This is a genomic window from Actinophytocola gossypii (assembly GCF_025165815.1).
GTDB lineage: Bacteria > Actinomycetota > Actinomycetes > Mycobacteriales > Pseudonocardiaceae > Actinophytocola > Actinophytocola gossypii.
The window spans coordinates 255,320-281,990 of sequence record NZ_JAFFZE010000014.1; the positions used below are offsets into that span (position 1 = coordinate 255,320).

A 26,671-nucleotide genomic window follows, 5' to 3' on the forward strand; every position below is an offset into this window, starting at 1 on the left:
CGCGCCCGCTCGTCGATCCGTGTCGCCAGCAATGCTAGCCGCACCCACCGACATCCCGCATCGACGTTGCGTCCGCCGGTCAGCCGGTCGGTCGGCCGAACGTCCCGAGCTGCTCCCCGCCGAGGACGTGCAGGTGGGCGTGGAACACGGTCCGTCCGGCGTGCTCACCGGTGTTGAACACCAGCCGGTATCCGGGCTCGGCCATGCCCTCGAGCCGGGCCACCTCGGCTCCGGCGCCGACGACGTCGGCCAGCAGTCGCGGGTCGGCGGCGGCCAGCGCGGCGGCGTCCTCGTGGTGGGCCTTCGGGACGACCAGGACGTGCACGTCAGCCTGCGGGTTGATGTCCCGGAAGGCGAGCGTCGTCGGGGTCTCGTGCACCTTCGTGGACGGAACGTCCCCGGCGACGATCTTGCAGAACAGGCAGTCCGACATGCGTGCAGGCTAATCGGTCGGCTCGGCCGGGAGATCGTCCCGGTCGGCCCATTCGAGGAGTTCGTCGAGCGAGTACACGGCGTCGTCGATCCCCGCGTGCAGGTCGCCCAGCTCCGCGTACCGCGCGGGCACCGTGGCGATCGTGAAGTCCCGGGGATCGACGTCGTCCAGCTCGTCCCACCGGATCGGTGTCGACACCCGCGCCTCCGGCACGCCGATCACCGAGTACGCGCTCCGGATCGTGTGGTCCCGCGCGTTCTGGTTGTAGTCGACGAACACGGTGCTCGGATCCCGTTCCCGGCGCCACCAGCTCAGATCCACGAGGTCACCGGCCCGCCGCTCCACCTCCCGCGCGAACGCGTGCGCCGCCCGCCGCACGTCCGCGAACCCCCACCGGGGCTCGATCCGCACGTAGATGTGCAGCCCCTTGCCGCCGGACGTCTTGGGCCACCCCACCGCGCCCAGTTCGTCCAACACCTCCCGCGCGACTCCCGCGACCCGCCGCACCCGCTCGAACGAGCAGTCCGGCATCGGGTCCAGGTCGATCCGCCACTCGTCCGGCTTCTCGGTGTCCGCCCGCCGCGAGTTCCACGGATGGAACTCCACACAGGACATCTGCACGGCCCACGCCACGCTGGCCAACTCGGTCACACACAGCTCGTACGCGTGCCGCCCGTACCGGGGAAAGTCGACCCGCACCGTCTCCACCCACGGCGGCGCCCCTCGCGGCAGCCGCTTCTGGTGCACCTTCTCCCCGTCGACCCCGTCGGGAAACCGGTGCATCATGCACGGCCGCTCCCGCAACGCCCGCACCACCCCGTCCCCCACGGCCAGGTAGTACCGCACCAGATCCAGCTTCGTCTCCCCCCGAGCCGAAAAGTAGACCCGCTGCGGATTGGAGACCCGCACAACCCGATCCCCAACCTCGATCTCCTCAACCGGAGTCCCCTTACCCACCCCCCAAACGTAAACCCCTCCCCCACCCCCGCAACCCCCAAACCGCCCCACCCCACCCAACAACACCACAAACCGCCCGCGACGAAAACGCGGAACGTTCACAACGCGAACGCACGACTCACGCAACGGGAACGTACGACTCACGCGACGGGAACGTACGACTCGCGCGACGGGAAAGAGGGACTCACGGCCCGGAACGGGGGTTGTGAGGGCCGGCGCTGGTCAGTGGCAGCGCACCCGCGCTGGTTCGGGAGGAGCTGGCACCGTGGGGGGTTCCGGGGGGCTCGGCCCCCAGATAGATACGCCGAGGATTCCCCGGCGAGCGCGTTCCGCGAGCAGGGGTCCCCCGAATCCGAGGATGCCGCGTTGCGGTGAAGCCTGGGGGTCGCTCCACCGCAACGCGGCGCCGCCGGACCGAGGGGGGAGGTGTCCGGCGGTAGTCGGACGCCCAGCACGGGAATCACGCCCCCATGCCGTGCACTGCAAAGCGTAGACCGTCGCGCACGCTCAGCGCCAGCGCCCGGTGCGGACTCCTAGTGCGGCCAGTGCCGCCGCGCCGGCCGTGGAGGCCCGCAGAACGGTCGGGCCCAGCCGCACTACCTGCGCTCCCGCCGCCACCAGTGCCTCGGACTCGTGGTCGGAAATACCTCCCTCTGGCCCGGTCACGACCACCACGTCGCCGGTCTCCGGGAGCGGAACCTCAGCCAGGGGTGCACTGCCCCTCGAGTCGAGCACTAGCGCGCACGCCGCGTCGGCGACCAGCGCGGCCAGTTCGGCGGTCGACACGGGCTCCGCGACGTCGGGCACGCGGGCGCGGCGGGACTGCTTGGCGGCCTCGCGGGCGGTGCTCCGCCAGCGCGCCAGTGCCTTCTCCCCGCGCGGGCCGTCGTCCCATCTGGCCACGCAGCGGCTGGCTCGCCACGGCACGACGGCGTCCACGCCGCACTCGGTGGCCAGCTCGACGGCCAGCTCGCCGCGGTCGCCCTTGACCAGGGCCTGGGCGAGCACCACCCGGGGCGTGGGCTCGGGCTCCTGCCAGCGCCGGGACACGGTCAGTGTGAGCGCGGTCCTCCCCTGCACCGACGCGACGACGCACGCCGCCGCGCCGCCGCGGCCGTCGGCGACCACCAGGTCCTCCCCCGGTCCGAGCCGGCGCACGGCCGCGGCGTGCCGGCCCTCCGGTCCGTCGAGTACGAACGACGTACCGGAGGGCAGCTCGGGGACGAGGAAGACCGGGGCGGTCACCGGTGACGTGCGCGCAGCCGGGAGAACAGCCCGCCGCCCCGCCCGTTGGCGGAGGCGATCACGTGCCCCTCCTCGCCGCGCAGGTTCGCGAGTTCGCGCAGCAGCTCGGTCTGCCGGGCATCGAGCTTGCCTGGGATGTCGACCTCGACGTGCACGTGCAGGTCACCGCGGCCGTCGACGCGTCCGGACGAGCGCAGCCGGGGCAGTCCGTGCCCGGCCAGCAGCAGCTCGGTGCCGGGCTGGGTACCCGGCTCGAGGTCCAGCTCGACGGTGTCGTCGAGGGTCTCCAGCGGTTGCACGGAGCCGAGCGCGGCGGTGGTCATCGGGATCCGGATCGTGCAGTGCAGGTCGGCGCCGTCGCGTTCGAACGTGGCGTGCGGCCGCTCCACGACCTCGACGTACAGGTCGCCGGCCGGTCCGCCGCCGGGGCCGACCTCGCCCTGGCCGGACAACCGCACCCGCATGCCCTCGGCCACGCCGGGCGGGACCTTCGCGGTGATCGTGCGCCGGGCGCGGACCCGGCCGTCGCCGCCGCACTGGCGGCACGGGTCGGGGATGACCTCGCCGACGCCCCGGCACACCGGGCACGCCCTGGCGGTGACGACCTGCCCGAGGAACGACCGCTGCACGGACTGCACCTCGCCGCGGCCGGCGCAGGTGTCGCAGACCTGCGGGGAGCTGCCCTCGGCGCAGCCGGAGCCGCGGCACAGGTCGCACAGGACGGCAGTGTCGACGGTCAGCTCGCGGCTGACGCCGGTGTTGCACTCCTCGAGGGTCAGCTCGATCCGGATGAGCGCGTCCGAGCCGGGCTGCACGCGGCTGCGCGGTCCCCGGCCGGCTCCGGCTCCGCCGCCGCCGAAGAACGCGTCCATGATGTCGCCGAGCCCGAACCCGGCGAACGGGTCGCGGCCGCCGCCACCGCCGCCGTTGCCGAGCGGGTCGCCGCCCAGGTCGACGATCTTGCGCTTCTGCGGGTCGGACAGGACCTCGTAGGCCGCCGTCACCTCGCGGAACCGCTCCTGCGCCGAGTCGTCCGGGTTGACGTCCGGGTGCAGCTCGCGGGCGAGCTTGCGGTAGGCGCGCTTGATCTCCTCGGAGGTCGCGTCCTGCCGCACGCCGAGTGCGCCGTAGTAGTCCCTTGCCACCGTGTCCTGTCCTCCTGCCCTGGTGACCTTCTGCTCACCTGGGTCGCGTGCTCGCTTCCTGCGTGGCCGGCGTCAGCGCCCGGCCAGAATGTCTCCCACGTAGTTGGCAACGGCCCGCACCGCCGCGATCGTGCCCGGGTAGTCCATCCGAGTGGGCCCGACCACACCCATTCCGCCGAGCAGTGTCTCCTGCGGGCCGTAGCCGATGGACACCACCGAGGTGCTGCGCATCTCCTCGGCCTCGTTCTCCTCGCCGATCCGCACGGTCACCATGCCGGGGGACCCGGCCGCGGCGAACAGCTTGAGCACGACGACCTGCTCCTCGAGCGCCTCCAGGATCTGGCGCAGGGAGCCGGGGAAGTCGGCGGCGTTGCGGGTCAGGTTGGCGGTGCCGCCGAGCACCAGCCGCTCCTCCGGGTGCTCGACCAGCGACTCGACCAGCACGGTGGCCAGTCTGGTCATCGCGTCCCGCAGCTCGGCCGGCGACTCCTCGATCAGGTCGGCGACCTTGGCCGCCGCGTCGGTGACGCGGTGGTCGACCAGCGCCGAGTTGAGCATGGTGCGCAGGCGGGCGACGGTGTCCTCGGTGATGACGTCGCCGAGGTCGATCATCCGCTGGTCGACCCGGCCGTTGTCGGTGATCAGCACGAGCATCACGCGGGCCGGGGTGAGCGAGACCAGCTCGATGTGCCGGACCAGCGAGTAGGTCAACGTCGGGTACTGGATGACGGCGACCTGCCGGGTGAGCTGGGCCAGCATCCGGACGCTGCGGCGCAGCACGTCGTCGAGGTCGATCGCGCCGTCGAGGAAGGAGCTGATGGCCCGGCGCTCGGCTCCGGAGAGCGGTTTGACCTCCGAGAGCCGGTCGACGAACAGCCGGTAGCCCTTGTCGGTGGGGATGCGGCCGGCGCTGGTGTGCGGCTGCGCGATGTAGCCGTCCTCCTCGAGGGAGGCCATGTCGTTGCGCACGGTGGCGCTGGACACGCCCAGGTTGTGTCGTTCGACGATCGCCTTGGACGCCACCGGCTCCTGGTTGGAGACGTAGTCCGCGACGATCGCGCGCAGCACCGCGAAGCGGCGCTCGTCCGTGCTGGCCACCGTGTCACCTCCCGTCTTCACCACAAGTTTACGGATCGCCGGTCGTGGATTACCTCGTTGCCCCACATGCGAGAATTCGGTCACCATTCCTCGACCCAGGACCACGCACCGTGAAGATGGACAACAGCCCGGCCAGGGGCACCCGTGACCTGCTGCCGGCCGCCGTCGCGACCCGGGACCGGGTGCTCGGCCTCATCCAGGACGTCTACCGCCGGTTCGGCTACCAGCGCATCGAGACCCCCGCGCTGGAGCGGATCGAGCGGCTGACCGGTGGGCAGGGCGGGGAGAACGAGAAGCTGCTGTTCCGGGTCCTGCGCCGGGGCCTGGACGAGCAGTTGCCGGCGGGTCCGCTCGCCGATCTGGTGGACCTGGGCCTGCGTTACGACCTGACGGTGCCGCTGACCCGGTTCTACAGCCAGTACCGGGCCGAGCTGCCGCAGCCGTTCCGGTCGTTCCAGTTCGGGCCGGTGTGGCGGGCGGAGCGGCCGCAGAAGGGTCGCTACCGGCAGTTCTACCAGTGCGACATCGACCTGCTCGGCGAGCCGAGCGTGCTGGCCGAGGCCGAGCTGATCGAGGCGACGACGGAGGCGCTGGCGGCGGTCGGGCTCACCGGGACCGAGGTGCGGCTGTCCGACCGGCGGTTCCTGGCTGCGCTGGCGAGCGCGGCCGGGGTGCCGGACGAGGCGACCGGCGGGTTCTTCGTCACCGTCGACAAGTTGGACAAGATCGGCTGGGAGGGCGTCGAGCGGGAGCTGGTCGACGGGCGGGGGCTGCCGTCGGCGGTCGTCACGTCCGCGCGGGACGCGATCGGCGCGCTCACCGACCTGCCTGCGGTCAAGGTCGCCGACGTGCTGGCCGACGCGGTGCCGGCGCTGCCGGACGCGGTCGCCGAGGACCTGGCGACGACGGCGGCGTGCCTGGCCGCGCTGCCCGGCGACGTGCGGTGGTCGTTCGATCCGACGCTGGTGCGCGGGATGGGGTACTACACGGGGCAGATCTTCGAGGTCTCGCACCCGGACTCGGCGGGATCGATCGCCGGCGGCGGGCGGTACGACGAGCTGGTCGGCCGGTCGCTGGGCACCGAGGTGCCGGCGTGCGGGTTCTCGATCGGGTTCGAGCGGATCGTGGACCTCGTCGCCGCCGACGCCCCGGGCGAGCGGGTGGCGGTGCTGTTCGACGCGGACGTGCCGGTCGAGCGGGCGCTGGCGGTGGCGCGGCGGCTGCGGGCGGAACGCGGTGGGGTGGTGTCCCCGGTGCGGCGCGGCGGCAAGTTCGCCGCCCAGCTGGGTCGACTGGAGAGCTGGGGCTTCACCGGTTTCGTGCCGGTCCGGGCCGACGACGCGGACCTGCCGGACGTACGCCCGCTGCGACGCGACTAGGACACCTGATCGCGGCGCGCCCGGACCTTGCGGTAACTCCAGCCGAGCAGGGCGAACAGCACGACCCCGGACAGGATCAGGCTCGATCCGGCGCTCCAGCCGGGAAACGGCAGCCACGGGAACACGCGCAGTCCCCACAGGACGCCGGCGACGATCAGTCCGAGCCCGGCGAGCACGGAGCCGGCGATCCGCAGTGGGGAGGACACGCTGTCCTCGGCGGCCTTCATCGCGCGGTCGCGCACCGGGTCGACGTGCCGTTCGAGCGCGGGGAACTCGGCGGCCAGGATCACCAGCCCGGCCAGCACGAGCAGCAGGCCGGGCCCGGGAAGCACGAGCAGCGCGACGCCGATGAGCAGGATCGAACCACCGACGAGGGACATCGTGACGCGCTTCACATGATCTTTGGCGGGCATAGTGCTCCCATCGTGACCCGCCGCGCCCGCTTTCGCCCGATCGGTTACCCCCGGATCGGCACCGACGACGCTCCCCGGAGGTTGAGCCGGCCGTTCCAGCGCACGTCGCCGTCGAGCGCGAGGTTCGGGAACCGGGAGACCAGCCGCCCGATCGCGAGGCGGCCTTCGAGCCGGGCGAGGGCGGCACCGAGGCAGTGGTGCGGGCCGGCGCCGAACGACAGGTGCCGGTGGGCGTTCTGGCGTTCCAGGTCGAGCGAGTCGGCGGTGGGCCCCCAGAACCGCTCGTCGTGGTTGGCCGAGCCGAGGCAGGCGATGATGAACGAGCCGGCCGGGATGTCGCGGTCCCGGATCGTCAGCGGTGCGGTGGTGATCCGGCGGGTCTGCTGCACCGGGCTGTCGTAGCGGAGCAGTTCCTCGACCGCGTTCGGTGCGAGGTCCGGCCGGGTGCGCAGCAGGTCGAACTGCTCGGGGTTGGCGAGCAGCGCGACGACACCGTTGGCGATCAGGTTCACCGTGGTCTCGTGGCCGGCGACGTAGAGCAGCAACACCTGTGCGATCAGCTCGTCGTCGCTGAGCCGGTCGCCGTCCTGCTCGGCGGCGATCAGCGCGGTGAGCAGGTCGTCGGCCGGGTTGGCGCGCTTCCACTCGACGATGTCCCTGGTCATCTCGGCCAGGGCGATCTCGGCCTCGGTGATCGCGCGGATCACGTCGGGATCGGTCACGACCTCCAACGAGCGCACCAGGGTGCCGGTCAGCTCGCGCAGCCGGGTCTGGTCGGTGGGCGGGGTGCCGAGCATCGTCGAGATCACCGCGAACGGCAGCGGGAAGGCGAGCTCGTCGACCAGGTCGACCGGGCCGCCGTCGGCGATCCGGTCCAGCGAGGCGTCGACCAGGTCGGTGACCATCGGCTCCAGCGCGGCGATCGCGCGCGGGGTGAACACCTTCGCCACGAGCGAGCGCAGCCGGGTGTGGTCGGGCGGGTCGCGGTCGAGCATGGAGGCCACCAGCGGGGCGCGGTCGGCGCCGAGCGCCTCGTACTGCGCGCGAACCGGGCCGTCGGCGAGGTTGCGGTCCTCGACGGAGAGGCCGGCGCGCAGTAGCCGGGTGACGTCGTCGTAGTGCGAGAGGAACCAGAAGCCGAGGGGGTGTTCCTGCACCGGGTCGGTGTCGCGGAGTTCGCGGTAGTGCGGGTAGGGGTTCGCGGCGAACCCGTCCGCGACCGGGTTGAACACAGCCGCCTCGGTCATGATCTCACCTACTCCCTGTCGGTTACATACACAACGTATGTCGTATATTTCGCGCATGTCAACGGCGAAGAGCAGGCGGGACCAGTTCACCGAGGAGACCCGCGCCGCCCTGCTGGCGGCCGCGACCCGCCGGTTCGCGACGCTGGGTTTCGCCGGCACCTCGCTGGAGGACGTCGCCGCGGACATCCGAGCCACGCGCGGCGCGGTGTACCACCACTTCTCCAGCAAGCGGGCGCTGTTCGAGGCGGTGTTCCAGGACCTGGAGCGGAACGCCAACGACCGGGCGGCCGAGGCGGGCGCGCTCGGCGCGGACGCGTGGCAGGCCGCGCTGCTCGCGCTGGAGGAGTTCCTCGACCAGTGCTGCGACCCGGTGTACGGGCGGATCGTGTGGCTGGAGGGGCCGCTGGCGCTCGGCTGGACCGCCTGGATCGAGGCGGAGCAGAACTTCGCCTACGGCCTGGTGGAACGGTTCATCCGGGACCTGCGCGACGGCGGCCACCTCACCCCGGTCCCGCTGACCACGACGACACAGCTGGCGTTCGGCATGCTGGGCGCCGCGGGCCAGGCACTGGCGGCGGCCACACCGGAGGAACGCCCGCGGATCAGGTCGGAGTACCTGGACCTGATCGCCCGCCTCCTGACCGGCCTCCGCGCCTGAACCACCGCGTCCGCTGGGTAGCGTTCAGGTCAGGCGGCGGACGACCGCGTCGGCGAGGAGGCGGCCGCGGGGGGTGAGTACGCAGCGGCCGAAGCGGCCGTCGACGCCGGCCAGTGCGGCCGGGTCGAGCAGGCCCTCGTCGGCGAGGACGTGGGCCTCCCGCTGGGCCGGTGGGGTCAGGGCGTCGATCACCAGGCCGTCGACCAGGCGCAGTTCGAGCAGCACGCGCTCCAGGTGGCGGTCCTCGTCGGTCAGGGTCTCGCGGGCGGCGGCGGGGGAACGGCCCTCGGCCAGCGCTCTGGCGTAGCTCGCCGGGTGCTTGACGTTCCACCAGCGCACCCCGCCGACGTGGCTGTGCGCGCCGGGACCGGCCCCCCACCAGTCCGCACCGTGCCAGTAGCCCAGGTTGTGCCGGCACCACGCCGCCGGGCCGGCCGCCCAGTTGGACACCTCGTACCAGTGCAGGCCGGCCGCCGACAACGCCGCGTCCACCTGCTCGTACCGCGCCGCCAGTACGTCGTCGTCCGGCTCGGGGAGGTCGCCGCGGGCGATGCGGCGGGCCAGGGCGGTGCCCTCCTCGACGATCAGGGCGTAGGCCGACACGTGGTCGACGCCGGCCGCGAGCACGGCGTCGAGGGACGTGGCCAGGTCGTCCGCGCGCTCGCCCGGGGTGCCGTAGATCAGGTCCAGGTTCACGTGGTCGAAGCCGGCCGCCCTGGCCTCGCGGGCCGCGGCGGCGGCGCGGCCGGGGGTGTGGGTGCGGTCCAGGACCGCGAGCACGTGCGGGGCGGCGGACTGCATCCCGAGCGACACCCGCGTGTAGCCGGCGGCGCGGATGCCGGCGAAGAACGCGGGCGAGGTCGACTCGGGATTGGACTCCGTGGTGACCTCGGCGTCGGTGGCCAGGCCGAACGACGTCCGCACGGCGTCGAGCACCTCGGCGAGGCCGGTGTCGCCGAGCAGGGACGGGGTGCCGCCGCCGACGAACACCGTGTCGGCGGGCGGTGGCGTGCCGAGCACCGACGCGGCCAGGTCCAGCTCGCGCCGCAGGCCCTCCAGCCAGGACCGGGGCGACGCGGGCGAGGACGTCAGCTCCGCGGCGGTGTAGGTGTTGAAGTCGCAGTAGCCGCACCGCGTAGCGCAGAACGGCACGTGCACGTAGACGCCGAACGGCCCGCGCCCGAGCCCGCTACGGGCGGACTCGGGCAGCGAACCGTCTGCCGGCGCGGCGTCGCCGTCGGGAAGCGCGGATGGCACGCCTCCCATCCTCCGCCCGACCGGTCAGCGGAAGACGAGCAGGGTCACCACGCACGCCCCGGCGGTGAGCACGAGGAACACGAACCCGTAGATGGGGGTCTTGCGGCACCAGTGGGTGTTGCGGTCGATCGCCACCCGGCCCGGGCCGGTGAACAGCAGCGTGAACGCGGCCGCCGCGTACATCATCTCCAGCTCGACGCCGCCGAGGAACGTGTTCCAGTCCCCCTTGACGACGATCACGTTGGCCATCACGCCGAGCACCGCCGCGGCGCCGGCCGGGGTGAACAGGCCGAGCACGAGCAGCACGCCGCCCGCGGTCTCGCTCACCGCCAGCACCCAGGCGAGGATCGTGGGCTCGGTGAAGCCGAAGCCCTCGAGCATCCGCTGGGTGTTGTCCATGCCGAGGTCGGTGAACCAGCCGAACAGCTTGTCCAACCCGTGCACGACGAACAACCCGCCGAGCACCAGCCGGAGCACCAGCAGACCGAAGTCCAGCCCGCCGTGCCAGGTGTGGGTCTTGCGCGCCGGCTCGTCGAAGGCGCTGCCGAAGGAATCGTCGTCGTCGTCGAACCCCGTCGAGGACGAGGAGCCGGGGAGCACGGTCGTCGCCGAGCCGCTGTAGTCGTCGTCGTCGTACATCGACGTGCCCGACCCGCCGCCGTAGCCGGAGAAGTCCTCCGTGTCGGCGTTGTAGCGGCCGCTGTCCGCGTAACCGCCCGCGGCCCGTGGGCGGTTGTCGTCTGTAGTCACCCCGCGCAGGGTAGGGCATCGGCCGAACGCGCGTGCCCACGGTGCGGAGATCAGTACGCGCCGTGCACGAGGTTCCTCGGCTCCTCGCCCGCCGCGAACCGGGCGACCTCCTCGGCGACCACGGCGTAGGCGCGGCGGAGGTAGTCGTGCACGCTGCCGGCGACGTGCGGGGTCAGCAGCAGGCCAGGCGCCGACCACAGCGGGTGGTCGGCCGGCAGCGGCTCCGGGTCGGTGACGTCCAGGGCGGCGCGCAGCCGGCCCGAGGTGAGCTCGGCGAGCAGCGCGTCGGTGTGCACGACCTTGCCCCTTGCCGCGTTGACCAGCACCGCTCCGTCGGGCATCCGAGCCAGGAACTCGGCGTCGACCAGGCCGGTCGTGGCGTCGGTGAGCGGCACCATGAGCACCACCGCGTCGTGCGAGCCGAGCAGATCGGGGACCTCGTCGATGCCGTGCACGCCGTCGCGGGCGCGGGTGCCGACCAGGGTGCAGGTGGCGTCGGACGCCTCGACGCGGCGCTTCATCCGGTTGCCGAGGTCGCCCGCGCCGAGCACCAGCACCCGCTTGTCCTGCAGGGTGTCGGTGGCGCGCCGGAGGGACCAGTCGCGGGCCTTTCGGACGTACTCGAAGCCGATCAGCTCCCGGTAGACGGCGATGAGCGCGCCCAGGGCCCACTCGGCGGTGCTGCCGCCGTGCGCGCCGCGGGCGGTGGAGAGCAGGACGTGCTCGGGGATGCGCCCGATCCAGTTCTCCGCGCCGGTGGTCTGCAGCTGGATCAGGCGCAGGCTCGGCAGCTGTTCGACGTAGTGGGCCGGGTCGGTGGTGGCGAGGAAGCTCGGCACCAGGACCTCGGCGTCGCCCGGCAGCGGCGCAGCGCGGTCGTAGTGGACGGTGTCGATGCCGTCGATGCCGGCCAGCGCGGCGACGCCCTGCTCGTCGGGCACCAGAACTCTGATCGTCACGGTCACCCACCCTCTCACGTGATGTTCACCCGGCCTGACCTAGCTTGGATTCATGGGAGTCGGGTGGCGGAGGCTGGTGGCCGGGCTGACGGCCGGCGGGGTGCTGCTCACCGCCGGGTGCGCCTCGTTCAGCGACCAGCCGGAGGAGTGGCGCCCGCAGGACCAGGTCACCCCGCAGTCGGCCCCCGAGCCGCAGGTCCCCGGCGAGAACGACGGCGGCCCCGGCGGCGGCGGAGGTGGCGCGGGCGGTCAGCGGCAGCCGCGGCCCTCGGACATCCGGCCGCCGGAGGGCTGCACGGACTTCCACCCCGCGGTCATCGGCACCTGCATGGACCGGGTGACCGCGGTGGCCGCGCTGCCCGGCAACGGGAACGACCCCACCGCGCTGGTCGGCGAGCGCGCCACCGGCCGGATTCTGCGGGTCAAGAAGGACACCGAGCCCAAGGTCGTGGCGGTCGCGCCGGTCGACGCGTCCACCGGCGGCGGGCTGACCGGGCTCGCGCTGTCCCCGACCTACGCCGAGGACCAGCTGATCTTCGCCTACATCACCACGCCGACCGACAACCGGCTGGTCCGGATCGCGCCGGGCGACACGCCGAAGCCGGTGCTGACCGGGATCCCGCGCGGTCCGAGCGGCAACCGGGGCGCGCTGTCCGTCGACCACCGGGGCGCCCTGCTGGTGGCGACCGGCGACGCGGGCAACCCGGCGCTGGCGAACAACCCGGCGTCGCTGGCCGGGAAGGTGCTGCGGGTCGACCCGTCCGGCAAGCCGGCTCAGGGCAACCCGGACCCGACGTCGCCGATCGTGGCCGACGGCCTGCACTCCCCCGGCGGCGTGTGCGCGTCGCTGGACGGCTCGCGGATGTGGGTCACCGACCGCGGCGTGCAGCGGGACCTGCTCTACCAGCTGGAGCCGGGCAAGCCGCTGACCACGCCGGCGTGGAGCTGGTCGGACCGCCCGGGCGTGGCGGGCTGTGTGTCCACGCCGGACGCGGTGTGGGTGGCGATGTCGACGGCCGGCAACCTGCAGAACCTGCCGCTGGCCGAGGACGGCTCGTTCTCCGGCAAGCCGGCGGTGAGCATGGCCGGCGACGAGGGCTTCGGCCGGCTCGGCGGCATGGACCTGGTGAACGACCAGGTCGCGGTCGGCGGCACCGTCAACAAGGACGGCGGCACCCCGGTCTCCAGCGACGACCGCGCCGTGACGATCGTGGTCACCGGCGGCAACCAGGCCGGCGGCCCCGACTAGTTCCGCACGTCGGCCAGCACCGCGCGAATCACGTGCCGGGCGTTGCGCGCCATCGCCGGGTTCGTCCGCCGGTAGTACGGCAGCGCGATCAGGGCCTGCGACAGGGTCCGGCCCCGGCCGCGGACCCAGGTCGCGTCGTCCACGGCCAGCGCCTCGCGGAAGACCTCGCGCGCGTCGGGCGGCAGCAGGTTCCACGCGGGGAACAGGTCGCAGGCCGGGTCCCCCGTCCCCGCGCAGCCGAAGTCGATCACCGCCACCAGCCGGCCGCCGTCGACGAGCAGGTTGCCCGGCATCAGGTCGGCGTGCAGCCACACCGGCGGCCCGTCCCAGCCGGGCGCCCGCAGCGTCTCCTCCCACACCGCGGTCACCGCGTCGTGGTCGACGTCCTCCTCCGGGATCCCGCGCAGCGCGTCGATCGCCGCCCGGGTGTCCGCGTCCAGGGTCGCGACCGGGCCGCCCCGGTGTGCCGTCGGCGCCCCGGGCAGGGTGACGCCGCGCATCGCCGCCACGAACGCGGCCAGGTCCTCGGCCAGTCGCGCCGGCTCGGTCGGTGCGCCCGCCTCCGGCGGCTCGCCGGCCAGCCACCGGTACACCGACCACGGCCACGGGTACCCCTCGGCCGGCTCTCCCGCGCCGAGCACCTCGGGGATGCTGGTGGGCAGATGCGGCGCGAGGCGGGGCAGCCAGTGCCGCTCGGCCGACACGTCCTCGACCCCGCCCCGGACCAGCGGTAGCCGGACGACCAGGTCGTCGCCCAGCCGGTACACGGCGTTGACCGTGCCGCCGGAGGGCCACCGCCGCACCGGCAGTCCGGCCCACCGGGGGAACTGGCCGGCGACCAACCGCCGCACCAGGTCGTCGTCAACGGTCGGCCCTTCGCTCATGGCGATCATGGGAACAGTGGGCGCCCGGGGCCGTCAAACGTCTTTCCGGCCGGTCAGCCCAGCCGCTCGAACCAGTCGAGGGTCAGCGGGATCGCGGCGCGGCCCGCGGTGAAGTGATCGAGGTCGCCGAGGTCGACCAGGTCGGCGTCGGCGCCGTGCCGCGCGAGCATGGCCCGGCAGTTCGTCGAGTTCTCGATGTCGACGTCCCGGTCACCGGTCGAGGTGTAGAGGCGGACCGGGACGCCGGGCCGCCAGCCGCGGCAGGCGGTGTCGTTCTCGGCCAGGACCCGGCGCAGCACACCGGTCGGGTTCACCAGCCGGGCCAGGAACGACTCGGTGAACAGCTCCGCCGGCGAGGCGGGCAGGCCGGCCACGATGTCGGCCTCCTGGTGGTCGTTGTCGAACAGGACCGGGATCGTCGTGTCGTACGGAGCACGGAACGCCTCGGACGGGTCGTCCCACAGGCCGTACTCGCGGTTCCAGGCGACCGTCGCGTACGCCAGGTAGAACGTGGCGCTCAGGTGGTCGAGGCGGCCGTCGAGCGCGGCCGGGAGCTCCGCGCCCCGGATGTCGAGCGGACCGCTCAGCGACGCGATCGCCTCGGCGCGGAAGTAAACCGCCGCGCCGCAGCTCGCGGCCGAGCAGCATCGCGGCCTGACCCCCCTGGGAGAACCCGGCCACGTAGACCTCGCGGTCCAGCCTGGCCAGACGCCGGGCGGCGCGCAGCGCGTCGACCGACGCGGTCACCGTCGGCTCGGCCACCATGTACGGATGCCGGCCCTGGCCGGCGCCGAGGCCGAGGTAGTCGGGGGCGACGGTGGCGTACCCGGCGGTCGCGAACTGGACGGCGGCCGCGCGGTCGAGGTTGTCCGACACCGAGGCGACGTCGCCCCGGTAGGCGCGGGTGCCGTGCAGCCACGCCACCACCGGCAGCCGCCGCCCGTGAGTGCGGCGCGGCAGCACGACCAGCGTGCTCGCCACGGTCCGGCGACCGTCCACCCCGGACGTCGGGTAGACCACCCGGTACAGGTCGACGCCGTGCCGCGCGGCCGCCGCGTCCAGGCCGTGGTCGGCCAGGTAGGCGGCGACCTCGGCCCGGCCGAGGCTCGCGATCCTGGTCGCGCCGGCGTGCTGCTCCGGCTCGGCGGCGACGGTGGCCGGCCCGGCGGCGACGGCCGTGGCCGGGGTGCCGACGAGCACGGCGGCGCACAGCGCTGCCGTGACGGTCCTGGTGGCGATTCCGGTCCTGCGCATTCCCTGTCCTCCCAAGGGTTCTGGTGTCACACCGAACCCTGGCGGACGGAACGGGAAAGCGGGATGGGGTGAGCCACCGGACCCGGGTGGGGCCAGCCGGTGGTGCCGGGCGACACCCGGCACCACCGGAGGGGATCAGCCGGCGCAGCGCTCCAGGATCAGCTCGCGGACGCGCTTGGCGTCCGCCTGGCCCTTGGTCGCCTTCATCACCGCACCCACGATCGCGCCGGCGGCCTGGACCTTGCCGCCGCGGATCTTGTCGGCCACGTCCGGCTGGGCGGCCAGGGCCTCGTCGACCGCCGCGTACAGGGCGGAATCGTCGGAGACGACCTCGAGGCCGCGGGCGGCGACGACCGCGTCGGGCTCGCCCTCGCCGGCCAGGACGCCGTCGACGACCTCGCGGGCGAGCTTGTTGGTCAGTTTCCCGTCGGCCACCATGGCCGCGACCCTGGCCACCTGGGCCGGGGTGATCGGCAGCTCGGCCAGTTCGACGCCGCGGGTGTTCGCCTCCTGGGACAGGTAGTTCACCCACCAGGCCCGGGCCTCGTTCGGGGTGGCACCGGCGTCGACGGTGGCCGCGACCAGGTCGACCGCGCCAGCGTTGACCAGGTCACGCAGTTCCAGGTCGGACAGCTGCCAGTCGGCCTGGATGCGCTTGCGGCGCTGCCACGGCATCTCCGGCAGGGTCGCGCGGAGCTTCTCCACCCACTCCGCGGACGGCGCGATCGGCACCAGGTCGGGCTCCGGGAAGTACCGGTAGTCCTCCGAGGTCTCCTTGCGCCGCCCGGCCGACGTGCTGCCGGTGGACTCGTCGAAGTGCCTGGTCTCCTGCAGGATCTCGCCGCCGCCGGCGAGCACCGCGGCCTGCCTGGTCATCTCGTAGCGCACCGCGCGCTCGACGCTGCGCAGCGAGTTGACGTTCTTGGTCTCGGTGCGGGTGCCGAACACGGTGGTGCCCTTCGGCATCAGCGACACGTTCGCGTCGCAGCGCAGCGAGCCCTGGTCCATCCGCACGTCCGAGACGCCCAGCGCGCGCAGCAGGTCCCGCAGCGCGGTCACGTACGCGCGGGCGACCTCGGGGGCACGCGCGCCGGTGCCGGTGATCGGCTTGGTGACGATCTCGATCAGCGGCACGCCGGCCCGGTTGTAGTCCAGCAGCGAGTGCTCGGCGCCGTGGATGCGGCCGGTCGCGCCGCCGACGTGCAGCGACTTGCCGGTGTCCTCCTCCATGTGCGCGCGCTCGATGCCGACCTCGACCACGGTGCCGTCCTCGAGCTCCAGGTCCAGCTTGCCGTCGAACGCGATCGGCTCGTCGTACTGGGAGGTCTGGAAGTTCTTCGGCATGTCCGGGTAGAAGTAGTTCTTCCGCGCGAACCGGCACCACTCGGCGATGTCGCAACCGAGCGCCAGGCCGATCCGGATGGCCGACTCGACGGCGGCGCCGTTGACCACCGGCAGCGCGCCCGGCAGGCCGAGACACACCGGGCAGACCTGGGTGTTCGGCTCGGCGCCGAACGCGGTCGGGCAGCCGCAGAACATCTTGGTGTTGGTGGACAGCTCGACGTGCACCTCGAGCCCGAGCACCGGGTCGAAGCGCGCCAGGACCTCGTCGTAGTCGAGCACGTCCGCCGTTGACGCAGTCATCGGGCAGCGACCTCCAGCTCCGGAACGCGGTTGATCAGCGGGCCGCCCCAGGCCTTGTCCCGGGCGGCCTCGTAGGCGGCGGCAACCTTGTACATCCGCTGCTCCTGCAGCGCGGGTGCCATCACCTGCAGGCCGACCGGCAGACCGTCGTCGTCGGACAGTCCGGCCGGGACGCTCATCGCCGGCGTGCCCGCGAGGTTGGCCGGGATCGTGCACAGGTCGGCCCGGTACATCGCCACCGGGTCGTCCACCCGCTCGCCGATGCGGAACGCGGTGGTCGGGGTGGTCGGCGAGACCAGCACGTCGACGTCGCCGAACGCGCGCTCGAAGTCCCGGGAGATCAGCGTGCGGACCTTCTGCGCCTGGCCGTAGTACGCGTCGTAGTAGCCGGAGGACAGCGCGTAGGTGCCGACCATGACGCGGCGCTTGACCTCCGCGCCGAAGCCGGCCTCCCGGGTGAGCGCCATGACCTGCTCGGCGCTGTTCCCGTTCTCGTCACCGACCCGCAGCCCGTAGCGCATCGCGTCGAACCGGGCCAGGTTCGACGAGCACTCGCTCGGCGCGATCAGGTAGTACGCCGGCAGCGCGTAGTCGAAGTGCGGGCAGGACACCTCGACGACCTCCGCGCCGAGCCCGCGCAGCGCCTCGACGGCCTGGTCGAACGCGGCGATCACGCCGTCCTGGTACCACTCGCCGGTGAACTCGCGCACCACGCCGACCCGCAGGCCGCGCAGGTCGCCCGCGGCGCCCTCGCGGGCGGCGGCGACCACCGGCGGGACCGGCGCGTCGATGGAGGTGGAGTCGAGCGGGTCGTGCCCGCCGATCACCTCGTGCAGCAGCGCGGCGTCCAGCACCGTGCGCGCGCACGGCCCGCCCTGGTCGAGCGAGGAGGAGAACGCGACCAGGCCGTAGCGGGACACGCCGCCGTAGGTCGGCTTGACCCCGACGGTGCCGGTGACCGACGCCGGCTGGCGGATCGAGCCGCCGGTGTCGGTGCCGATCGCCAGCGGAGCCTGGAACGCGGCCAGCGACGCCGACGAGCCGCCGCCGGAGCCGCCGGGGATCCGGTCGAGGTCCCAGGGGTTGCGGGTGACGCCGTACGCGGAGTTCTCGGTGGAGGAGCCCATGGCGAACTCGTCCATGTTGGTCTTGCCGAGCACCACGACGCCGGCGTCGCGCAGCTTGCGGGCGACGGTCGAGTCGTACGGCGGGATCCAGTTCTCCAGGATCTTCGAGCCGCAGGTGGTGGGGATGCCCTCGGTGGCGAACACGTCCTTGAGCGCCAGCGGCACGCCGGCGAGCGGCGAGGCGACCGGCCGGCCGGCGGCCACGTCGTCGTCGACCCGCTGGGCGGCGGCGAGCGCGCCGTCGGTGTCGACGTGCAGGAAGGCGTGCACGGTCTCGTCGATGGCGCCGATCCGGTCGAGGTGGGCGCGGGTGACCTCGACGGAGGACACCTCACCGGCGTGGATCTTCGCGGCGAGTTCGGCCGCGGTCGAGTGCGTCAGGTCGCTCATGCTTCCTCCCCCAGGATCCGGGGCACGCGGAACCGGCCTTCCTCGACGGCCGGCGCGCCGGCCAGGGCCTGCTGCTGGCTGAGCCCGGGACGCGGTTCGTCGGCGCGGAAGACGTTGCGCAGCGGAACGGCGTGCGAGGTGGGCGGGATCTCCTGGGCCGCTACCTCACCGACACTGGCCACCGACTGGAGGATGACGTCCAGCTGACCGGCGAACTTGTCCAGTTCGTCCTCGGTGACAGCCAGCCTGGCCAGGCGAGCGAGGTGAGCGACCTCCTCGCGGGAGATGTTGGGCACTGGACGAACTCCCTGCGTATGTGCTGAGTTGGGTGGACCGAGTCTATTTCGAGTGCTCGCCGCGACCCGAACGGGTTGTCCCGGGTACTAGGGTCCGGCGGATCCCGGCCCGTGGACGGCGAGGCGCGGGACGTTCGGCGCGTCTGCGACAATCGTCGGCCGGCACGAGACTAGGAGGCGTTCGCCTTGTCCTTCCTGATCCGGGTGGCGCTCCCGGACGTCCCGGGGGCGTTGGGGTCCGTGGCGTCCGCGCTCGGCGAGATCGGTGCCGACATCCTGAGCGTGGACGTGGTGGAGCGGAGCTCGGGCACGGCCATCGACGACCTGGTGGTCGAGCTGCCGAAGGGCCGGTTGCCGGACGTGCTGATCACCGCAGCGGAGTCGGTGCCGGACGTCGAGGTCGACGCGGTGCGCCCGTACGCGGGCGTGCTGGACACCCATCGCGAGCTGGAGCTGGTGGAGGAGGTCGCCGGCCAGCCGGACGACGGCCTGGCGATCTTCACCGAGGGCGTGCCGAGGATCGTCCGCGCCGGGTGGGCGATGGTCGTGGGTCCCGGCGACGAGGGCGCGCGCACGCTGACCGCGAGCACCGCCGCGCCGCAGCTGCGGGAGCTGGACCTGCCGTGGCTCCCGCTCGCCAGGGCGACGGTGCTGGACGGTGAGGAGAGCTGGGTCCCGGAGACCTGGCAGGAGCTGGGCACCGAGCTGGCCGCGACACCGCTTGGCAAGCCGGAGCGGGTGCTGTTGGTCGGTCGGCCGGGTGGCCCGCAGTTCCGCGCGGCAGAGGTGGCGCGGCTGGCGCACCTGGCGGGCATCATCGCCGTCGTGCTGTCCGGCTGAGCGTGTTCACGCGGTACGTCGCCCTGGGCGACAGCCAGACCGAGGGCCTGCTGGACGGCGACGAGACGCACGGGTACCGGGGCTGGGCCGACCGGCTGGCCGCTCTGCTCGCGACCGTTCAGCCGGACCTGCGCTACGCCAACCTGGCCGTCCGCGGCCAGCTGGCCCGGCAGGTGCGCGACACCCAGCTCGCGCCCGCACTCGCCCTGCGCCCCGACCTGGCGACGGTGATGGCCGGCGTCAACGACATCCTCCGCCGCCGCTTCGACCAGGAGGCCGTGCGGACGCACCTGGAGTCGATGTTCGCCGAGCTGACCGGGGCGGGCGCGCACGTGCTGACCGTGACCTTCCCCGACCCGGCCCGCCTGATGCCCGCGGCGCGGCTGCTCAGCACCCGCGCGCTGCGCCTGAACGCCGCCATCCGCGCGGCGGCCGAGCCGCACGGCGTGACCGTCGTGGACATGGCGCGGTACCCGATCAGCTCCGACCCGCGGCTGTGGAGCGCGGACCGCCTGCACCTGAACTCGTTGGGCCACACCACGATGGCCGCCGCCGCGGCGCACGCGCTCGGGTTGCCGGGTAGCGGTCCGGAGTGGTCGGCGGCCCTCGACCCGCTGGCGAGACCGGCGCTGCGGCGACGTGCCGAGGCGGAGCTGCGCTGGATCGCGGGCGTCGCCGGCCCGTGGCTGCTGCGCCGCGTGCGGGGTCGCTCCTCCGGCGACGAGCGGGTCGCCAAGCGGCCGGACCTCGCGCCGTTCACCGTCGAACCGTGACGCCGGGCCTCACGAGCTGGCGGGCGTGCCGAGTTTCGCCGCTTCGCTGTGTTGGATCGCGGCCGCCCGGAGTTGGTAGTCCGCGATGACCCGGAGCTGTTCGGTGGTGTAGCGCTCGCGGAGTTCGTCGAGCCGGCTCGTCAGGCCGACGAACAGCTCGCCGATACGGCGAGCGCCCTCGGCCGTGGAGACGAGCAGGAGCCGGCGTCCGTCCGCGGGGTCAGGTCGCCGTTCCACGAAGCCGTTCTTCTCCAGCCGGGACAGCACGGCGGAGATCGAGTTCTTGGCCAGTCCGGTGCGTTCGGCGAGTTCCTTGGCGGAGATGTCGCTGTACCGCCGGATGAGCTCCAGCACCTTCCCGTCGGTGGGACCGAGACCCACGGAGCTGGACACGTTGGTGTGAAAGAGAACCGCGGCCGTGCTGAGTACCCGGCCGGCGTCCGCGACCGCCTGGACCGCCGCGGCGCGCTCCTCGTCGTCGTCTGAGGTGCCCATCATCTCAGGCTAGCGGCTGATATAGTTCGATCAATGGAACGAACTATATCGACCACCGTCCGCGCTTCCGCGACGCTGGTGACCGGCGCGCACTGCCTGCTGGTGTGCGCGCAACCGGTGCTGGCCGGGATGAGCCTGGAAGGGGTTCCCAACGCGATCGAGTGGCACGGCGGCAACGGATCGATCATCCTCACGGTCGCCATGGTGCAGGTCCTCACCGGCGCACTGTGGTGGAAGCCCGGCGGGGGGTCGCCGTGGGTTCCGTTGGCGGCCCTCGCGCTCTTCTTCGCGGAGTCGGTCCAGCACGGGTGGGGGCACGCGTTCCGGTTGACGTTGCACATCCCGCTGGGCATCGCGATCGTCGTGCTCAGCGTCGTCCTGTTCGTGGTGCTCGTGCGGGCACCGCGGTCCCGGCCGTCATGACGCCGGCCAGCGGGCCGTCGCGCCACGCGATGAGCCGCCGCTCCTTCCTGGGTCTCGCGGGTGCGGGCCTGGCCGTCGCGAGCTGTGGCGTGTTCGACGCACGCGACCCGATCAGCACCGTCGGACGTGTCGACTTCCGCGATCCGCTGCGCATCCCGCCCCTCGCCGAGAGCGTGGTACGGGACGGCGCCCGGGTGTTCGAGCTCGTCACCCAGGCCGGTCGCACGCGGATCGTCGACGCGGGGGTCGCCGACACCTGGGGCGTCAACGGCGCTCTCCTCGGTCCGACGCTGCGGGCCCGGCGCGGCGAGCGGGTGCTGGTCCACGTGCGCAACGACCTGCCCGAGACGACCACGCTGCACTGGCACGGCATGCACCTGCCCGCGGCGGCGGACGGCGGGCCGCACCAGGCCGTCGAGCCGGGCGCGACCTGGTCGCCGTCGTGGACGATCGACCAGCCGGCCGCGACGCTCTGGTACCACCCGCACCCGCACGGGCAGACCGAACGCCACGTCTACCGCGGCCTCGGCGGGTTGTTCATCGTCGACGACGACGAGGAGTCCGCGCTCGCGCTGCCCCGCGACTACGGCGTCGACGACATCCCCGTCATCGTGCAGGACAAGACCTTCGACGACTCCGGTCGGCTCGTGGAGACCGACCGGGTGGACAACGGCATGCTCGGTGACACGATCCTGGTCAACGGCACCGCGGCGCCCGTGTTCGAGGCGAGCGCCACCCGCACCCGGCTGCGACTGCTCAACGCGTCGACCGCCCGCAGCTACGCCTTCGGCATCGACGACGACCGTCCACTCGAGCTCATCGCGACCGACGGCGGGCTGCTGCCCGCACCCGTCCCGACCAGGCGCGTGCTCCTCACCCCGGGTGAACGCGCCGAGGTGATCCTCCACCTCGAACCGGGCGAGTCGGTCGTTCTGCGCTCCTACCCACAGGAGCTGGGGCTCTCGGCCAGCCGAGCGCGCACGACCGGTGCCACGGACGAGCTGGACGTCATGCTCGTCCGCGCCGTCGCCGATCCCCGTCGCTCGCCCGCGCCCCCTCGGGTGCTCGCGGCCGCGCCCGACCTGCACACCCACCGGGTCGCCGCGACCCGGTCCTTCGAGCTGCGCTCCGACCGCATCAACGGCGAGTCCATGGACATGGGCCGCATCGACGAGGTGGTCACGGTCGACACGACCGAGATCTGGGAGGTGCGCAACGCGCACGGTCAGCCGCACAACTTCCACGTGCACGACGTGCGGTTCCAGGTCCTGAGCATCGGCGGGGAGCCTCCGCCGCCCGAGCTGTCCGGCTGGAAGGACACGATCTACCTCCCGCCGGACGTCGACATCCGCCTCGCCCTGCGCTTCACCGACCACACCGACCCGGCCGTCCCGTACATGTACCACTGCCACCTGCTCTGGCACGAGGACAAGGGAATGATGGGACAGTTCGTCGTCGTCGACGAGGGCCAGTCAGCCACGGCCGGCGGTCACGGCCATGGCTGACGGGAGGCGAACCGGTCACCCGAGCGTGGACCACGTCCGCAGATCACGCGCGATTCCGTCCAGTACGTCGAAATCCCGGTCCCGGTGCACCAACACGGCGTTCGTTCGGACCGCCACAGCAGCGATGAGACAGTCCGTCAGCGAACGCACTGGCGTACCTCGCTCGCGTGCCGCGAGGTACAGCCGGGTCGCGACGTCGAAGTCGGTTTCGGGTGCGACGCTGAGTTGTACGGCCCCGTCCAGGACGCGGTCGACCGCGTGTAGATGAACCCGTTTCGTCCCCGCACGCACCTCGAAGGCCACCGGTTGGGTCACAGCGACCTGCGCGGGGTCCTCTCGCAGCTTCCGCATCGCACGCGCCGCGCCGGACTCGGTCTTGCGAAACCATTCGATCCAGACCGAGGTGTCGACCAGGTAGAGGTTCACCAGCCGAGGACCTCGTCGCGTCGCATCTGGTCGAGATCGCCCTCCCACCCGATGCCTTGCACGGCATCGAGGTCCTCTTTGGTCAGACGTGGACCGACCAGACGCCGCAGCGCCAGGTCGACGGCTTCCTTCTTGGTCTTGAGGTTGTACTTGCGCATCGCCTCAGCGACCAGCTCGTCATCGATCTCGATGTTTGTGCGAGCCATGTGTATACGATACACCTACGGGTTCACGGCCGTCGCCTTGAAGAAGGTGTAGTTGAAGGTGCCGCCGGGGTCGGCGGTGCGGCGCAGGTCGGCGATGCCGCGTTCCCACTCGGCTTCGGTGAGCAGGCCGGCGGCGAGCGCTTCCGCGCGGACGCCCTCCACCATCGCGACGAAGGTGTTGCGGGTGAAGCCGTCCACGACCCCGGGGCGGGAGTCGTCGGCGTAGACGACCCGCGGGGTGACCGTGACGTCGCGGTAGTCGGCGGCGGTCAGCAGCGGGTGCAGGCGGCGGCCGATGAGGGCGTCGCCGGGTTGCAGGCGGACCAGGCAGTCGATCGTGCGCTGGGCGTGCGGGCTCGCCGGGTGGTAGTAGGCCGAGCCGTGGTCGCCCTCGATCACGGTGAGGGTGCCGCCGGGGCGCAGCACGCGGCGCAGCGACCGCAGCGCGGCGGTCGGGTCGGGCAGGTGCTCGAGCACGAAGCAGACGAAGAGGTGGTCGAACTCGTCGTCGGCGAACGGGAGCGTGAACAGGTCGGCCTGCCGCCAGGTCACCCGGTCGCCGATCCGGGCACGGGCCGCGGCCAGCGAGTCGGCCGAGATGTCGACGGCGGTGAGGTGCGCCTCGGGGCTCGAGGCGACCAGGTGCGCGGTCTGCGCGCCGACGCCGCAACCGACCTCGAGCACCCGGGCGCCCGGCGGGTAGGCGGTGTCGCCGTGCAGCAGCTCGGCGAGGGTGTCGGCCTGGTCGCCGAGGCGGGTGGCCTCGGTGGTCGAGTAGCCGTGCACATAGCGGATCGCGGTGTCCATACGCCTGATCCTGGCCGCGAAGTGGACCGGCGAACAGGACCACATCGGGCTCTGACAACTGGTCCACCACGCGGTCGGCAGCCACCTGCCGGGTCCAACGGGTAGAGGTGGGCATGAGCGGGTGAGCCACACACCATCACGGTGACCATCGAGCGGGACCCGCCGAAGGACGCGGTGCTGGGCATCGTGCTCTACGAGCGGGTGGGGTGAGGCGCTCAGAGTGCCAGGCGGTAGGTGACCAGGTTGACGTGCGGCAGTGGCGCCCAGTCGCGGTCGGGGGTGCGACGGAAGCCGAGGCGCTCGTACAGGCGGTGCGCGGCGGCCATCTCCCGGCCGCTGCTCAGGGCCACGCCGCTCAGCCCCAGCTCCGCCGCCCGGTCGATCGCCGCTCTGGTCAGCGCCTCGCCGACGCCCCGGCCACGGGCGGCGGGCGACACCGCGAGCATCCGGAACTCCAGCTCGTCCGCCGTCGCCACCTGGGCCCAGGGCGAGCCGGGCGGGGCGAGGGTGACCGTGCCGAGGACGTGGCCTTCGGGGTCCGTGGCCACCAAGAGCTCGGCCTCGCTGGCGCGGGGACCGGCGTCGGCCAGCTTGCCGGCGTAGTCGGCGCTGACCTCGTAGCCGCTGGCCCGGTACGCCTCCGCCGTCAGGCGGCCGACCTCGGGTAACTCCGCCGGGCGAGCCGCGCGGATGGTGACCTCACTCATCGTCCGAACCCACCTCCGCGACCTCGGTGGCCGCGTCAGGGCCCGAGTCGAGCAGCACCCGGAAACCCTCCTCGTCGAGTACCGGCACCTTCAACTGCACCGCCTTGTCGTACTTGGACCCCGGCGCGTCGCCCACCACGACGAACGCCGTCTTCTTCGACACCGAGCCCACCGCCTTGCCGCCGCGGGCCAGGATCGCCTCCTTCGCCTCGTCGCGGGAGAACGTCGCCAGCGAGCCCGTGACCACGATCGACAGGCCCTCGAGGTTGCGCGGGATCGACGCGTCCCGCTCCTCGACCATCCGCACCCCGGCGCGATCCCACTTCTCGACGATCTCCCGCCGCCACGGGGTCGCGAACCACTCGCGCACCGCGGCCACGATCGTCGGGCCGACGCCCTCGGCCGCCGCCAGCTCCTCCTCCGAGGCCGCCATGATCCGCGGGATCGAGCCGAACTCGAGGGCCAGCGCCCGGGCCGCGGTCGGCCCGACGTGCCGGATCGACAGCGCCACCAGGACCTTCCACAGTGGACGACCCTTGACCGTCTCCAGGTTCGCCAGCAGCTTCGCGCCGTTCGCCGACAGCGCGCCGGCCTTGGTGCGGAACAGCTCCACCGAGGTGAGCTTCTCCTCGTCGAGGTCGAACAGGTCGCCCTCGTCGCCGACGACGCCCGAGTCGATCAGCGCCACCGCCGCCTCGTCGCCGAGGACCTCGATGTCCAGCGCGGACCGGCCGGCGACGTAGCTCAGCCGCTCGGCGCGCTGGCCGGGGCAGCCGCGCGCGTTCGGGCAACGGATGTCGGCGTCGCCCTCCTTCTCGTAGGCCAGCGGGGTGCCGCAGGACGGGCAGACCACCGGCATCGTCCACTCGCGCTCCTCGCCGGTGCGCACGTCGGCCACCGGGCCGAGCACCTCGGGGATCACGTCGCCCGCCTTGCGGATGACCACCCGGTCGCCGACCAGCACGCCCTTGCGCCTGACCTCGCTCGCGTTGTGCAGGGTCGCCAGCGACACCGTCGACCCGGCGACCTTCACCGGCTCCATCACCGCGAACGGCGTCACCCGGCCGGTGCGGCCGACGTTCACCTGGATGTCCAGGAGCGTGGTGGTGGCCTCCTCCGGCGCGTACTTGTAGGCGATCGCCCAGCGCGGGGCGCGCGAGGTGGAGCCGAGGCGGCGCTGGGCCGACACGTCGTCGACCTTGACCACGATGCCGTCGATCTCGTGGTCGACGTCGTGGCGGTGCGCGCCCCAGTAGTCGATGTGCGCGAACAGGTCCGCGCGGGCGGAGATCACCTTCGTGTGCGCGGACACCGGCAGGCCCCAGGCGGCGAGCGCCCGGTACGCCTCGGACTGGCGGGCCGGCTCGAAGCCCTCGCGCCGGCCGAGGCCGTGGCAGACCATCCGCAGCCGGCGGCTCGCGGTGACCTTGGGGTCCTTCTGCCGCAGCGACCCGGCCGCGGTGTTGCGCGGGTTGGCGAACGCGGGTTTGCCGGCCTCGACGAGCTTCGCGTTCAGCTCCTCGAAGTCCTCGAGCCGGAAGTACACCTCGCCGCGCACCTCGACCAGCGCGGGCACCGGGAACTCGTCGGTGCCGGTGAGCTGCTGGGGCACGTCGTCGAGGGTGCGGACGTTGAGCGTGACGTCCTCGCCGGTGCGGCCGTCGCCCCGGGTCAGGGCGCGGACGAGCCGGCCGTTCTCGTAGAGCAGGTTGACGGCCAGGCCGTCGATCTTCAGCTCGCAGAGGTACGACGTCTCGCCGAGCTCCTTCTCCACCCGGTCCACCCAGGCACCGAGCTCGTCGGCGTCGAAGGTGTTGTCCAGGCTGAGCATCCGCTCCAGGTGGTCGACGGCGGCGAACTCGGTGGAGAAGGTGCCGCCGACCTGCTGGCTCGGCGAGTCGGGGGTGACCAGCCCGGGGTGGCGCTCCTCGATGGCCAGCAGCTCGTGCCACAGCGCGTCGAACTCGCCGTCGGAGATCGTCGGCGAGTCGAGCACGTAGTAGCGGAAGCGGTGGCCGTTGATCTCCTCGGCCAGGGCCCCGTGCCGCTCCCGGACGTCGGCCGGGACGTCCTCCAGGCCCTCCTGCTCGTTAACACTGGTCAC

29 protein-coding genes are annotated in these 26,671 nt (G+C 72.7%); 7 read left to right on the forward strand and 22 right to left on the reverse strand.

The features are described from left to right. Positions 1–79 precede the first annotated feature (79 nt). From JT362_RS17685 to hrcA, 5 genes are all read right to left on the reverse strand, one after another. Positions 80–433 (reverse strand): histidine triad nucleotide-binding protein, encoded by a 354-nt coding sequence (locus tag JT362_RS17685; RefSeq protein WP_260192331.1) that lies wholly within the window; start codon positions 431–433, stop codon positions 80–82. A gap of 9 nt (positions 434–442) precedes the next feature. After that, positions 443–1,390, reverse strand: coding sequence for a DNA polymerase domain-containing protein (locus JT362_RS17690; RefSeq protein WP_260192334.1), 948 nt, complete (start codon positions 1,388–1,390; stop codon positions 443–445). Positions 1,391–1,897: 507 nt separating this feature from the next. Then, positions 1,898–2,635, reverse strand: a complete 738-nt coding sequence (locus tag JT362_RS17695; protein ID WP_260192335.1) for a 16S rRNA (uracil(1498)-N(3))-methyltransferase — start codon at positions 2,633–2,635, stop codon at positions 1,898–1,900. Next, positions 2,632–3,780 (reverse strand): molecular chaperone DnaJ, encoded by a 1,149-nt coding sequence (gene dnaJ, locus JT362_RS17700; protein ID WP_260192336.1) that lies wholly within the window; start codon positions 3,778–3,780, stop codon positions 2,632–2,634. The genes JT362_RS17695 and dnaJ overlap by 4 nt, the downstream gene beginning before the upstream one ends. Positions 3,781–3,852: 72 nt before the next feature. Continuing rightward, on the reverse strand, positions 3,853–4,878 hold the full coding sequence (hrcA, locus tag JT362_RS17705) for a heat-inducible transcriptional repressor HrcA (protein WP_260192338.1): 1,026 nt from the start codon (positions 4,876–4,878) through the stop codon (positions 3,853–3,855). Between the two features lie 116 nt (positions 4,879–4,994). Between hrcA and JT362_RS17710 the strand changes: the two genes are divergently transcribed. After that, positions 4,995–6,257, forward strand: a complete 1,263-nt coding sequence (locus JT362_RS17710; protein WP_260192641.1) for a histidine--tRNA ligase — start codon at positions 4,995–4,997, stop codon at positions 6,255–6,257. Here the strand turns inward: JT362_RS17710 and JT362_RS17715 are convergent. Together JT362_RS17715 and JT362_RS17720 are read right to left on the reverse strand one after the other, a co-directional pair. Next, the gene (locus JT362_RS17715) at positions 6,254–6,670 is read right to left on the reverse strand and encodes a PGPGW domain-containing protein (RefSeq protein WP_260192339.1); all 417 of its coding nucleotides are present in this window, start codon (positions 6,668–6,670) and stop codon (positions 6,254–6,256) included. The two genes, JT362_RS17710 and JT362_RS17715, sit on opposite strands and share 4 nt — an antisense overlap. Before the next feature lie 44 nt (positions 6,671–6,714). Further along, complete coding sequence (locus tag JT362_RS17720) at positions 6,715–7,917, reverse strand: cytochrome P450 (RefSeq protein ID WP_260192341.1); 1,203 nt, start codon at positions 7,915–7,917, stop codon at positions 6,715–6,717. Positions 7,918–7,972: 55 nt separating this feature from the next. Between JT362_RS17720 and JT362_RS17725 the strand changes: the two genes are divergently transcribed. Then, entirely contained in the window at positions 7,973–8,575 is a 603-nt protein-coding gene (locus JT362_RS17725) for a TetR/AcrR family transcriptional regulator (RefSeq protein ID WP_260192342.1), read from the forward strand. A 24-nt stretch (positions 8,576–8,599) separates the two neighbouring features. On the opposite strand, the gene hemW is transcribed toward JT362_RS17725, so the two are convergent. Genes hemW through JT362_RS17740 form a run of 3 tightly spaced genes read right to left on the reverse strand, consistent with a single transcriptional unit; the run spans position 8,600 to position 11,541 of the window. Further along, positions 8,600–9,832 (reverse strand): radical SAM family heme chaperone HemW, encoded by a 1,233-nt coding sequence (hemW, locus tag JT362_RS17730; RefSeq protein WP_260192344.1) that lies wholly within the window; start codon positions 9,830–9,832, stop codon positions 8,600–8,602. A gap of 24 nt (positions 9,833–9,856) precedes the next feature. Further along, positions 9,857–10,582: a DoxX family protein gene (locus tag JT362_RS17735; protein WP_260192346.1), complete on the reverse strand. Its 726-nt coding sequence runs from the start codon at positions 10,580–10,582 to the stop codon at positions 9,857–9,859. Positions 10,583–10,632: 50 nt separating this feature from the next. Beyond that, positions 10,633–11,541 (reverse strand): 2-hydroxyacid dehydrogenase, encoded by a 909-nt coding sequence (locus JT362_RS17740; protein ID WP_260192348.1) that lies wholly within the window; start codon positions 11,539–11,541, stop codon positions 10,633–10,635. 52 nt (positions 11,542–11,593) lie between these two features. Between JT362_RS17740 and JT362_RS17745 the strand changes: the two genes are divergently transcribed. Next, positions 11,594–12,790, forward strand: coding sequence for a PQQ-dependent sugar dehydrogenase (locus JT362_RS17745; RefSeq protein ID WP_260192349.1), 1,197 nt, complete (start codon positions 11,594–11,596; stop codon positions 12,788–12,790). Here JT362_RS17745 and JT362_RS17750 read toward each other — a convergent pair. From JT362_RS17750 to gatC, 6 genes are all read right to left on the reverse strand, one after another. Further along, on the reverse strand, positions 12,787–13,674 hold the full coding sequence (locus JT362_RS17750) for an aminoglycoside phosphotransferase family protein (RefSeq protein WP_375546517.1): 888 nt from the start codon (positions 13,672–13,674) through the stop codon (positions 12,787–12,789). The genes JT362_RS17745 and JT362_RS17750 overlap by 4 nt on opposite strands. Positions 13,675–13,727: 53 nt before the next feature. Then, positions 13,728–13,973 (reverse strand): hypothetical protein, encoded by a 246-nt coding sequence (locus JT362_RS17755; protein ID WP_260192351.1) that lies wholly within the window; start codon positions 13,971–13,973, stop codon positions 13,728–13,730. Further along, positions 13,885–14,928, reverse strand: a complete 1,044-nt coding sequence (locus tag JT362_RS17760; protein ID WP_260192353.1) for a hypothetical protein — start codon at positions 14,926–14,928, stop codon at positions 13,885–13,887. Before JT362_RS17760 ends, JT362_RS17755 begins: the two co-directional genes overlap by 89 nt. A 135-nt stretch (positions 14,929–15,063) precedes the next feature. Beyond that, entirely contained in the window at positions 15,064–16,572 is a 1,509-nt protein-coding gene (gatB, locus tag JT362_RS17765; RefSeq protein ID WP_260192355.1) for an Asp-tRNA(Asn)/Glu-tRNA(Gln) amidotransferase subunit GatB, read from the reverse strand. Continuing rightward, positions 16,569–18,089: an Asp-tRNA(Asn)/Glu-tRNA(Gln) amidotransferase subunit GatA gene (gene gatA, locus JT362_RS17770; protein ID WP_260192356.1), complete on the reverse strand. Its 1,521-nt coding sequence runs from the start codon at positions 18,087–18,089 to the stop codon at positions 16,569–16,571. The genes gatB and gatA overlap by 4 nt, the downstream gene beginning before the upstream one ends. Continuing rightward, entirely contained in the window at positions 18,086–18,385 is a 300-nt protein-coding gene (gene gatC, locus JT362_RS17775; protein WP_260192357.1) for an Asp-tRNA(Asn)/Glu-tRNA(Gln) amidotransferase subunit GatC, read from the reverse strand. The genes gatA and gatC overlap by 4 nt, the downstream gene beginning before the upstream one ends. 186 nt (positions 18,386–18,571) lie before the next feature. Here gatC and JT362_RS17780 point away from each other — a divergent pair, with 186 nt between their 5' ends. Both JT362_RS17780 and JT362_RS17785 read left to right on the forward strand, forming a co-directional pair. Further along, positions 18,572–19,225, forward strand: coding sequence for an ACT domain-containing protein (locus tag JT362_RS17780; protein ID WP_260192358.1), 654 nt, complete (start codon positions 18,572–18,574; stop codon positions 19,223–19,225). 2 nt (positions 19,226–19,227) lie between these two features. Further along, positions 19,228–19,998: an SGNH/GDSL hydrolase family protein gene (locus tag JT362_RS17785; RefSeq protein WP_260192359.1), complete on the forward strand. Its 771-nt coding sequence runs from the start codon at positions 19,228–19,230 to the stop codon at positions 19,996–19,998. Between the two features lie 9 nt (positions 19,999–20,007). Here JT362_RS17785 and JT362_RS17790 read toward each other — a convergent pair whose 3' ends face one another. Beyond that, on the reverse strand, positions 20,008–20,493 hold the full coding sequence (locus JT362_RS17790) for a MarR family winged helix-turn-helix transcriptional regulator (protein ID WP_260192360.1): 486 nt from the start codon (positions 20,491–20,493) through the stop codon (positions 20,008–20,010). A gap of 33 nt (positions 20,494–20,526) precedes the next feature. Here JT362_RS17790 and JT362_RS17795 point away from each other — a divergent pair, with 33 nt between their 5' ends. After that, positions 20,527–20,916: a hypothetical protein gene (locus JT362_RS17795; protein ID WP_260192361.1), complete on the forward strand. Its 390-nt coding sequence runs from the start codon at positions 20,527–20,529 to the stop codon at positions 20,914–20,916. Then, positions 20,913–22,421, forward strand: coding sequence for a multicopper oxidase family protein (locus JT362_RS17800; protein ID WP_260192362.1), 1,509 nt, complete (start codon positions 20,913–20,915; stop codon positions 22,419–22,421). Before JT362_RS17795 ends, JT362_RS17800 begins: the two co-directional genes overlap by 4 nt. A 15-nt stretch (positions 22,422–22,436) precedes the next feature. On the opposite strand, the gene vapC is transcribed toward JT362_RS17800, so the two are convergent. The 5 genes from vapC to ligA form a co-directional block, all read right to left on the reverse strand. Next, on the reverse strand, positions 22,437–22,847 hold the full coding sequence (gene vapC, locus JT362_RS17805) for a type II toxin-antitoxin system VapC family toxin (protein WP_260192363.1): 411 nt from the start codon (positions 22,845–22,847) through the stop codon (positions 22,437–22,439). Continuing rightward, positions 22,844–23,053 (reverse strand): type II toxin-antitoxin system VapB family antitoxin, encoded by a 210-nt coding sequence (locus JT362_RS17810; protein ID WP_260192365.1) that lies wholly within the window; start codon positions 23,051–23,053, stop codon positions 22,844–22,846. Before JT362_RS17810 ends, vapC begins: the two co-directional genes overlap by 4 nt. Positions 23,054–23,068: 15 nt before the next feature. After that, positions 23,069–23,860 (reverse strand): methyltransferase domain-containing protein, encoded by a 792-nt coding sequence (locus JT362_RS17815; protein WP_260192366.1) that lies wholly within the window; start codon positions 23,858–23,860, stop codon positions 23,069–23,071. 215 nt (positions 23,861–24,075) lie between these two features. After that, on the reverse strand, positions 24,076–24,567 hold the full coding sequence (locus tag JT362_RS17820) for a GNAT family N-acetyltransferase (RefSeq protein ID WP_260192371.1): 492 nt from the start codon (positions 24,565–24,567) through the stop codon (positions 24,076–24,078). After that, positions 24,560–26,671, reverse strand: coding sequence for an NAD-dependent DNA ligase LigA (gene ligA / locus JT362_RS17825; protein WP_260192373.1), 2,112 nt, complete (start codon positions 26,669–26,671; stop codon positions 24,560–24,562). Before ligA ends, JT362_RS17820 begins: the two co-directional genes overlap by 8 nt.